10 protein-coding genes are annotated in these 9,005 nt (G+C 70.5%); 5 read left to right on the forward strand and 5 right to left on the reverse strand.

What is annotated here, in order from left to right:
* Positions 1–113: 113 nt before the first annotated feature.
* The 5 genes from VGT06_05475 to VGT06_05495 form a co-directional block, all read right to left on the reverse strand.
* Complete coding sequence (locus VGT06_05475) at positions 114–812, reverse strand: lytic transglycosylase domain-containing protein (protein ID HEV8662582.1); 699 nt, start codon at positions 810–812, stop codon at positions 114–116.
* Positions 813–989: 177 nt separating this feature from the next.
* Positions 990–1,811 carry a metal ABC transporter permease gene (locus tag VGT06_05480; GenBank protein ID HEV8662583.1) on the reverse strand — a complete coding sequence of 274 codons (822 nt, stop codon included), beginning with the start codon at positions 1,809–1,811 and terminating at the stop codon, positions 990–992.
* Positions 1,812–1,814: 3 nt separating this feature from the next.
* Positions 1,815–2,561 (reverse strand): metal ABC transporter ATP-binding protein, encoded by a 747-nt coding sequence (locus tag VGT06_05485; GenBank protein HEV8662584.1) that lies wholly within the window; start codon positions 2,559–2,561, stop codon positions 1,815–1,817.
* On the reverse strand, positions 2,558–3,511 hold the full coding sequence (locus tag VGT06_05490; protein HEV8662585.1) for a metal ABC transporter substrate-binding protein: 954 nt from the start codon (positions 3,509–3,511) through the stop codon (positions 2,558–2,560). Before VGT06_05490 ends, VGT06_05485 begins: the two co-directional genes overlap by 4 nt.
* Positions 3,512–3,592: 81 nt before the next feature.
* A complete protein-coding gene (locus VGT06_05495) occupies positions 3,593–4,033 on the reverse strand; it encodes a Fur family transcriptional regulator (GenBank protein ID HEV8662586.1) in 441 nt (146 codons plus the stop codon).
* A 183-nt stretch (positions 4,034–4,216) separates the two neighbouring features.
* On the opposite strand from VGT06_05495, the gene mazG reads away from it, so the two are divergent.
* The 5 genes from mazG to VGT06_05520 form a co-directional block, all read left to right on the forward strand.
* Positions 4,217–5,035, forward strand: coding sequence for a nucleoside triphosphate pyrophosphohydrolase (gene mazG / locus VGT06_05500; protein HEV8662587.1), 819 nt, complete (start codon positions 4,217–4,219; stop codon positions 5,033–5,035).
* A 45-nt stretch (positions 5,036–5,080) separates the two neighbouring features.
* Positions 5,081–6,025, forward strand: a complete 945-nt coding sequence (locus VGT06_05505) for a DUF3047 domain-containing protein (GenBank protein HEV8662588.1) — start codon at positions 5,081–5,083, stop codon at positions 6,023–6,025.
* A 65-nt stretch (positions 6,026–6,090) separates the two neighbouring features.
* On the forward strand, positions 6,091–7,011 hold the full coding sequence (locus tag VGT06_05510; protein HEV8662589.1) for a hypothetical protein: 921 nt from the start codon (positions 6,091–6,093) through the stop codon (positions 7,009–7,011).
* Positions 7,012–7,023: 12 nt separating this feature from the next.
* Positions 7,024–8,364, forward strand: coding sequence for a nodulation protein NfeD (locus VGT06_05515; protein ID HEV8662590.1), 1,341 nt, complete (start codon positions 7,024–7,026; stop codon positions 8,362–8,364).
* Positions 8,365–8,394: 30 nt separating this feature from the next.
* A partial coding sequence (locus VGT06_05520; protein ID HEV8662591.1) for a slipin family protein occupies positions 8,395–9,005 on the forward strand: 611 nt, incomplete at its 3' end.

The raw sequence follows: 9,005 nt of genomic DNA on the forward strand, positions 1-9,005 counted from the left end.
GGCCCCTGCCTGCTTCCGCCCAGGAGGCCGCCTGACCCGGAGCGGTCAGATCACGTGTCAAACGGGAGCGGACATTTCACTTGTCAACAACAGGAGGAAGGGGCCGGGATCCCTCAGCGGGGGGGACCCGCAGGCAGGAGCGCGGGGGGAAGGTTGGTGTAGCGGACGCGACCCTCGGGGTCGTGGATCCGGTAGATGCGGGTGGCCGGGTCGGGCCCTGGCACCCGAAGGCCGGTCAAGGGGTTTCTCCCACCGAGGGCGCGGTAGCGGGCCTGAACCCGGCGGACGTATTGCTGGGTCTCGGCGAAGGGAGGGATGCCGCCGAACCGCTGGACCGCGGTCTCCCCGGCGTTGTAGGCGGCCAGGGCGAGAGGAAGGCTCCCCGCGAACAGGTCCAGGAGCTCGCGGAGGTGGCGGGCGCCTGCCCGGATGTTCTCCTCGGGATCGTACGCGTTCCGGACGGCGTACTCCACCGCCGTGGCCGGCATGAGCTGCATCAAGCCCTGCGCGCCCCGCCGGCTGGTGGCGCCGGGATTGAAGGCGGATTCCATCTGGATGATGGCGGTGAGGAGCCGCGGGTCCAGGCCCGCGCCCGTGGCGGCCTCCTCGATCAGGGGCCAGAACCGCCGCCGCGCCCGCTCCCCTGCCGGGAGCGACGGGAGCCGCTGACCCAGAGCGTGCCGGGGGACGTTTGTGAAGAGGAGAACCTCCCCCCCGTCGCTGGTGATGGCGAGGGGCTCCTCCCCGCCGGCCGGCCCGGGGACCAGCAGCGTGAGCAGGAGGAGCGAGGCGGCAGCCGCGCGGAAAGGCATCAGGGGACCTCCCGGCCGCCGAAGGTGCAAGGCCCGTTCCAGCCTTGCGCCGGCAGCCAGGGGATTTGGCCGGGTCTTCCTAGACGATGGGGACCAGCTTCAGATCGGCCTCGGGCAGGATGTCGAAGCGGGGATCCCCCTCCTGGGTGCAGTACGCGGGGGCCTAGCGGGCGACTGTCAGCGGGGCGCCCCGCCCCCCCTGAGGCGCGCGGCCAGCACAACGGCCGCGAAGATCGCCAGCGCCGTGAGCACGACGGCGCCCCCCGCCGCGAGCGCCAGGTAGTAGGCCGCCGTGAGCCCGAGGAGCATCGCGAGCAGGGCGGTCCCCATGGCGGTCGCCAGGGCGCGGGCGAAGCTCCGCCCCACCGCGAAGCCGGTCAGGGCGGGGATGACGATCATGGCGCTCACGAGGAGGACCCCTACCATGCGCATGGCGACCACGACCGTGAGGGCGGTGAGCACCGTGAGCAGGAGGTTCAGGGCGGTGACGCGCACCCCGCTCACGCGGGCGAGGTCCTCGTTCAGGGTGATGGCCAGGAACTGCGGGTAGAAGGTGACCAGGCACGCCCCCACCACCGCGCCCAACCCCAGGATGACCCAGACGTCCCTCGGGCTCACCGTCAGGATGCTGCCGAAGAGGATCGCGAAGAGGTCGGCGTTGAACCCGCGGCCCAGGCTGATGAGGACAACCGCAAACGCGAAGCCGCCCGAGAGGAAGAGCGCGAGGGCGGCGTCGCCCTGGAGGCCTCCCCGGCTCCGGAGCCGCTCGATGGCGAGGCCCCCGGCCACCGTGACCGCCAGGGCGCCCAGGACCGGGGAAAGCCCGAGGAGGAGGCCGAGCGCCACCCCGGCCAGCGCCACGTGGGCCAGCGTGTCCGCGATCAGGGAGAGGCGGCGCGGGATCAAAAAGACGCCGATGGCCGGGCAGACCAGGGCCGTCACGGCCCCGGCGAGGAAGGCGCGGTGCATGAAGCTGTACTGGAGGAACTCGGGAAGCATGGGTTAGGGGTGATCGTGCGCGACCACGCCCACCGAGTGCCCGTACAGGGCGCTCAGGGCGGCGTCGCTCAGGAAATCGCCCGGGGGGCCGTGGAAGACGAGGCGGCGGTTCAGGCAGGCGAGGCGGGTCACCTCCCGGGTCACCACCCCGATGTCGTGGCTCACCAGGATCAGGGTCACCCGCCGGTCCCGGTTGAGGTGCCGGAGGAGGGCATGGAAGGCGCCCTGGGCCTCGGGGTCCACACCCCCCGTGGGCTCGTCCAGGAGCAGCAACTCGGGCTCGAGGACGAGGGCGCGGGCGATCAGCACCCGCTGCTGCTGTCCGACCGACAGGGCCCCGATCCGCGTCCCGGCGTGCTCCTCCATGCCGACGAGCCCTAGCGTCTGCCGGACCCGGGTGCGCCCCGGGGCGCCGGTGCGACCGAAGAGGCCGACGGTCGGCACCAGTCCGGTGGCCACGACCTCCTGGACCGTAACGGGGAGCCCAGGGTCGAGCAGGGCCCGCTGCGGCACGTATGCGACCCGGTGCCACTCCCGGAAGGCCGCCGGAGGCGTGCCGAAGAGCCGGACCTGCCCGGCCGTCGGAGTCAGGAGTCCCAGGATGATCTTGAGGAGCGTAGTCTTCCCCGAGCCGTTGGGCCCGATCAGCCCCAGGAAATCCCCGGCCTCCACGGTCAGGTTCACGTCCTCCAGGACGGGAATCCCGTCGTAGCGGAACCCGACGTTCTCGATGGCGACCGGGGTACTCATCGGCACGCGAGGGCGGTCCGGAGGTTCTCGAGGTTCTGCTCCATCAACGCCACGTAGTCTTTCCCTGCCGCCGCCTCCTCCGGCGTGAGCCCCTCGATCGGATTCAGGACGAGCGTGCGGGCCCCGACCTCCCGGGCGAGGGCCTCGGCCAGTTTCGGGCTCACCAGCGTCTCGAAGAAAATGTACTCCACTTTGTGGCGCCGCGCAAAGCGCACGAGCGACGCGAGGTGCGCCGGGCTCGGCTCCGCCTCCGGGGCGAGGCCCGCCACCGAGACCATCGTGAGCCCGTACCGCTTGGCCAGATAGGCGAACGCCACGTGGGAAACTATGATCTCACGGCGCGCGCACCGGCTGAGCCCGCGCTCGAACTTCGCGTGCAGGGCCGCGAGCCTCTCCCTGTAGGCGCGCGCATTGCTCGCATACTGCTCTGCCTGGGCGGGGTCGGCCTTCGCGAGGGCGGCGCGGATCACCTCCACCTGGGCCTGCGCCAGGACCGGATCGAGCCAAACATGCGGGTCCTGGGCCGCCTCGGCCCCTCCCGGCTCATCCTTGCTCTTCCCGCGGCTGTCGTCGTGGGCCGGGCCCCCGGCGGGCAGTAGGGCGAGCCCCTCCGTGGCATTAACCACCACCAGCTCCGCACTTCCTACGTTTTTCACAAGCGTCTTCGCCCAGGGCTCCAGGGCCGCACCGTTATAGACGAAGAGCGCCGCCTGCCGAACGCGGGCCACGTCCTGCGGCGAGGGCTCCCAGTCGTGGGGCTCGACGCCAGCCGGGACGAGCGAGACGACCTCCGCCCGGTCCCCGGCGACCTGTCGCGCAAACTCGTAGAGGGGGTAGAAGCTCGCGACCACCAGCGGCGTCGTCCGCGGAGCCGGCGCGCGCTCGCACCCGACGCCGACCAGGACGAGCAACACGAGGAGCCACCGGCGGACGCGGAGGGTGGGGTTCATCTGTCTGCTCCTGCTGCTCCTGCGCCGGGCGCGCGTGCATGGGATATATTGCAACTCATTTTCAATAGAGAGCCCAAACAATCAGCCGGCACAACTGCGACACAGCCCGAAGAGTCGCAGCTCGTGCTCCGTCACCCGGAACGCGCGCACGCGGCGCAGGCGCACGGTGAGACGGGTCAGGGCCTCATGCCCCAGGGGGCACCCCTCCAGGTCCTCGATCCGCTCGCATTCCTGGCAGATCAGATGATGGTGGTGTCCGGTGAACTGCTCGGCCAACTCGTACCGTTGCCCACGCCGGGCCCGGTCGGCCGTGCGCAGCACGCCCATCCCCATCAGGAGGTGGACGGTCCGGTACACCGAGACGAGGTTCGCGCGCCGGGACCCGAGCCGCCGGTGAATCTCCGCCACGGAGAGCGGGGCGTCACTGTCGGCCAGCACCTCGACGATGGCCAGCCGTGCCCCGGTCAGCCGGTGGCCCCGGTCCGCCAGGAGATGCGAGATCGTGTCGCGGCGAGTAGTCATAATTGCAAACCATTTGCATTATGATCGCCACGGTCGCTCCTGTCAAGCCCTTTTTGCCCCTTGTAGTAACCCACCGGGCCACCGAGGGTCTGTCAAGGAGGCGCGGGCCTTCCGCCCCCCCGGCCGGCGCGCTATAATCCGCCGACCCGCGCCGTACCCATCGGCCGCGGGCGGGAGGAGCGCATGCCAGAGGAGCCGGGCCCGCTGTTCGCCGAGCTGGTCGCCATCATGGCCCGCCTGCGGGGGCCGGGCGGGTGCCCCTGGGACCGGGAGCAGACATCCTCCTCCATCGCCCCGTACCTGCTGGAGGAGGCGTACGAGGTCCTGGAGGCGATCGGGGAGGGAAAGGCGGCCAGGCTCCGGGAGGAGCTCGGCGACCTCCTCCTGCAGGTGGTCTTCCACGCCGAGATGGCCGCGGAGGCCGGCCAGTTCACCATCGCCGACGTCCTCCGGGGCATCACCGAGAAGCTCGTGCGACGCCACCCCCACGTCTTCGGGGCGGGGGGCGCCAAGACCGCTCAGGAGGTCCTGGCCCGCTGGGAGGCGATTAAGCAGCACGAGCGCGAGGCGAATGGGGAACCGGCCTCCGCCCTCGCCGGCGTCCCGCGGCCCCTCCCGGCGCTTCTCCGGGCTCACCGCCTGCAGGAGAAAGCCTCGCGGGCGGGCTTCGACTGGCCCGCGCTCCCCCCCGTCGTGGCCAAGGTGGAGGAGGAGTGGGCCGAGCTGCGGGGGGCGCTGGCAGCCGGGCATCCCGCCCGAGTGGAATCGGAGCTGGGCGATCTGCTTTTCGGTCTCGTCAACCTGTCGCGGTTTGTCGGGGTGAACCCCGAGATGGCCCTGACGGGGACAACGGAGCGGTTTCTCCGCCGGTTCCACTACATCGAAGCCGCCCTGGCGAAGCGGGGGAAGAGCCCTCGGGACAGCACGTTGGAGGAGATGGATCGCCTGTGGGAGGAGGCGAAGCGCCTCGAGAGGGGGGAGGTGGAGCGGCCGGCACCGTAGGGGAAGCCCGGGCTGGAATGCAGCTTGCAGACCCGACGGTGCATCATGGCTGCGCGACCGGTTTCCCATCAGACGTCGGGCTGGTTGCACCGTTTCCTCCCGGGAGCGGGCGGCCTGGGGGTGCTCGTCCTGCTCCTCACTTTCGCCCCACAGGGGAGCGAGGCCGAGGGAGAGGGCGACGGCGGCATCCGAGACGCCGCGTCCGCGCTGGTGGAGCTGGACCGAAGCGCGTGGTCGCTGGCATCTCCCCTCGCTTCTCCCGTCCACGACATGGGGGCGCCGCGCCCCCACCGCAGCAAGCGCGCCCCGGCCCCCCCACCCCAGGAACCCTCCACTCGGGTGGTTCCCGGGCTCTCCCTGGCCTTCATCCCGGGCCCCGATGAGGGGGCTCCCCCGCAGGAGTGGCAGCTCCAGGAATTTACCGGGGCCGCCCGCTTCACCGTGGCCCAGGTGCGGGGGACGGGCGTGATCCGCCTGGAGAGCGATGAGACCTCCTTCGCCCTGCATCGGGACGTGGAGGTGGACCTGGCCGAGTTCCCGTACCTGTCTTGGAGCTGGCGGGTGGATGTCCTCCCAGAGGGGGGGGATGTCCGCCGGCGGGAGGCGGACGACCAGGCCGCCCAGCTCTACGTCGTCTTCCCCCTGTTCCCGGCCATGCTCCGGACTCGCGTCCTGGGTTATGTCTGGGACGCCACCGCGCCCGCGGGGAGCAGCCTCGCCAGCGCCGCCACGTCCCTCGCCAGGATCGTGGTGATGCAGAGCGGCCCGGGGAAGGCCGGAAGGTGGCTCGAGGAGACCCGGAACATCCGGGAGGATTACCGGCGCCTCTTCCACGAGGAGCCGCCCCCGGTCGGGAAGGTCTCCGTGTTCATCAACTCCCAGCACACGCGCTCGCGGGCCGTGGCCTGGTTCGGCCCGATCCGGTTCTCGGCGGAGCCCCCCCGGCGGGGCGCGGTCCCGCTCCAGGCGACGCTGCTCCCCCTGCCCTAACGCTTTACAGCCCCCCGTCTCTTCCTCTATCCTCGTGGTACGCCGCCGCGTCTCGGCGCTCCAGCATGGGTGTACTGTTCATTTTCATCGATGGCCTGGGCCTGGGGCCCGACGACCGGGAGGTCAACCCCCTGGCCGCGGCCCCCACCCGCTGGTTCCGTCTGGCAGGGTCCCTGCCCGCCCCGGGAGTAGACGGACGGGTCGTGGTCGCGACGGATGCCACCCTCGGCGTCCCGGGCCTCCCCCAGAGCGCCACGGGGCAGACCGCGCTGCTGACCGGGAAGAACGCCCCGTTCCTGGCCGGGCGACACATCAACGGGTACTGCACGCGGCGGCTGGCGGAGCTCCTCGAGGCCCACTCCCTCTTCGGCCTCCTGAACGCCGCGGGCCGGCGGGCCGCCTTTGCCAACGCCTATAGCCCGCGCTTCTTCCAGGACAAGGTCCGGCTCCGCTTCCCGTCGGTGACGACCGTGGCCCAGCGCAAGGCCGGCATGCCCCTCCGGACCCTGGAGGACCTCAAGCGGGGGGAGGCACTCTACCAGGACTTCACCAACGCCCTCCTCCGCGAGCAGGGCTATGATGTTCCCCTTCTCAGCCCCGCCGGCGCGGGGGCCCGCCTCGCGGCGCTGGGGGCACGCTCTGACTTCACCATGTTCGAGTTCTTCCAGACCGACCTCTGCGGACACGCCCAGGACTTCCCCCGAGCCCTCCGTCTCCTGCAGGACCTGGATGCCTTCCTGACGGCGATCCTGGCCGGGACGGACCTGGACCGGGACCTGGTGGTGGTGGGGAGCGACCACGGCAACCTGGAGGATCTCTCCCGGAAGACCCACACCGCGAACCCCGTCCCCACGATGGTGTGGGGAGCGGGGGCGGAGGCCTTTGCCAGCCGGATCCGGACCATCGCGGACCTCGCCCCGGCGATCCTGGATTCCCTCGGGGTGGTACCGGCCGGGGCCCTTGCCAAGCCCCCGGAAAACGATTAGGCTACATCCATCATGACGCGCCGTGTCCTCGCCGCGGCGGCCGCGGGTCTTGCGCTGACCCTGGCCGCCGCAGCCGCCCAGGGGCCTGAGGCTCCCCGACCGGTCCACGTGATCCGGCTGGAAGGGATCATCGCGCCCAGCGCGACCCACATCATCACGGCGAGCCTGAAGCAGGCCCAGCAGGAGCGGGCGGTGGCGCTCGTCATCGAGCTGGATACCCCCGGCGGCCTGGATGTCTCCATGCGGGCCATCATCAAGGACATGATGGCCTCCGAAGTCCCGGTCGTCGTCTACGTGTCCCCCAGCGGCGCCCGGGCCGCTTCGGCCGGCGCGTTCCTGACCCTGGCCGCCCACATCGCCGCCATGGCCCCCGGCACCAACATCGGGGCCGCCCATCCCGTCAACATGGGGGGGGAGATGGACAAGGAGATGGCGCGGAAGGTGACCAACGACGCCGCGGCCTACATCCGGAGCATCGCCGAGAAGCGGGGCCGGAACGTGAAGTGGGCGGAAGACGCCGTCCGCAGGAGCGTCTCGGTGACCGAGAAGGAGGCGCTGCGTCTCGGGGTCATTGACCTGGTCAGCGAGCGGCTGGAAGACCTGCTGGCAAAGATCGACGGCCGCAGGGTGGAGGTCCCTTCCGGCCCCGTGACCCTGCGGACGAAGGGGGCTCCCCTCGTCCGGATCGAGCCGTCGTTTCGGGACCGGGTCCTCCGCGTGATCTCCGATCCCACCATCGCCTACATCTTGCTCCTCCTGGGCCTGGCTGGCCTCTACTTTGAATTCAGCACCCCCGGGGCCATCCTCCCCGGGATCTTGGGCGGGATCTGCCTCATCCTGGCCTTCTACGCCTTTCAGACCCTCCCCATCAACTATGCCGGCCTCCTTCTGATCCTCCTGGCCGTCGTCCTGTTCATCGCCGAGGCGATGGTGGTCTCTCACGGGCTCCTGACCATGGGGGGGATCGTCTCGATGGTCCTCGGCTCCATCATGCTCATTGACTCCCCCGCCCCGTACCTGCGCATCTCGGTCTCTGCCATCGTGGGGGCGACGGCGGCGACGACCGCCTTCTTCGTCCTGCTGATGGGGGCGGCCGTCCGCGCCCAGCGGGGGACGCCCCAGACGGGGAAGGAGGGACTCCTGGGGACGGTCGGGGTGGCCCGGACGCGGCTCACGCCGGGCGGCCTGGTCTTCGTCCAGGGGGCCATCTGGAGCGCCGAGGCGTCCGAGGTCGTGGAGGTGGGGGAGCAGGTGGAGGTGGTGGGGATCGATGGTCTGAAGCTCACGGTGCGGAAGGTGAAGACGGACCCCGCCGCCCGTCTCGCCCGCCCGGACGCGCCCGCGACGGGCTGAGGCGCCCGCGGCGCCATAAGGGGAGGGGAAATGTCGCCCTTCAGCATCTTCAACGTCGGTATTACGGCTATCGTCTTCGTTATCCTCGCCCTCTACTTCCTCGTCAGCGCAGTGAAGATCCTGCCGGAGTGGGAGCGAGCCGTCGTTCTCCGCCTCGGCCGGGTTCGCAAGCCGATCTACGGGAAGGGGGGGACCGGCCTGATCCTCCTGATTCCGGTGATTGACAAGCTCATCCGGGTGAGCCTGCGGACGGTGGCCATGGATGTCCCGGCCCAGGACGTGATCACCAAGGACAACGTCTCGGCCAAAGTGAACGCGGTCATCTTCTTCAATGTGGTCCACCCCGAGAAGGCCATCCTGAACGTTGAGGACTACCTCTACGCGACCTCCCAGATCTCCCAGACCACCCTCCGGAGCGTTCTGGGGCAGTCGGAGCTGGACGAGTTGCTCGCCCAGCGGGACAAGATCAACCAGCAGCTCCAGCGGATCATTGACGATCACACGGATCCCTGGGGGGTGAAGGTCACGGCCGTGGAGGTGAAGCACGTGGACCTGCCGGCGGAGATGCAGCGGGCCATGGCCCGGCAGGCGGAGGCGGAGCGGGAGAAGCGGGCGAAGATCATCCACGCCGAAGGGGAGCT

The sequence above is a fragment of the Candidatus Methylomirabilis sp. genome (genome assembly GCA_036000645.1).
In the GTDB taxonomy this organism is placed as follows: Bacteria; Methylomirabilota; Methylomirabilia; order Methylomirabilales; family JACPAU01; genus JACPAU01.

What these genes read in the sequence shown, in the direction of transcription:
- VGT06_05475 (HEV8662582.1), bottom strand. Translation starts at nt 812, where the DNA reads ATGCCTTTCCGCGCGGCTGCCGCCTCGCTCCTCCTGCTCACGCTGCTG.
- VGT06_05480 (HEV8662583.1), bottom strand. Translation starts at nt 1,811, where the DNA reads ATGCTTCCCGAGTTCCTCCAGTACAGCTTCATGCACCGCGCCTTCCTC.
- VGT06_05485 (HEV8662584.1), bottom strand. Translation starts at nt 2,561, where the DNA reads ATGAGTACCCCGGTCGCCATCGAGAACGTCGGGTTCCGCTACGACGGG.
- VGT06_05490 (HEV8662585.1), bottom strand. Translation starts at nt 3,511, where the DNA reads ATGAACCCCACCCTCCGCGTCCGCCGGTGGCTCCTCGTGTTGCTCGTC.
- VGT06_05495 (HEV8662586.1), bottom strand. Translation starts at nt 4,033, where the DNA reads ATGACTACTCGCCGCGACACGATCTCGCATCTCCTGGCGGACCGGGGC.
- mazG (HEV8662587.1), top strand. Translation starts at nt 4,217, where the DNA reads ATGCCAGAGGAGCCGGGCCCGCTGTTCGCCGAGCTGGTCGCCATCATG.
- VGT06_05505 (HEV8662588.1), top strand. Translation starts at nt 5,081, where the DNA reads ATGGCTGCGCGACCGGTTTCCCATCAGACGTCGGGCTGGTTGCACCGT.
- VGT06_05510 (HEV8662589.1), top strand. Translation starts at nt 6,091, where the DNA reads ATGGGTGTACTGTTCATTTTCATCGATGGCCTGGGCCTGGGGCCCGAC.
- VGT06_05515 (HEV8662590.1), top strand. Translation starts at nt 7,024, where the DNA reads ATGACGCGCCGTGTCCTCGCCGCGGCGGCCGCGGGTCTTGCGCTGACC.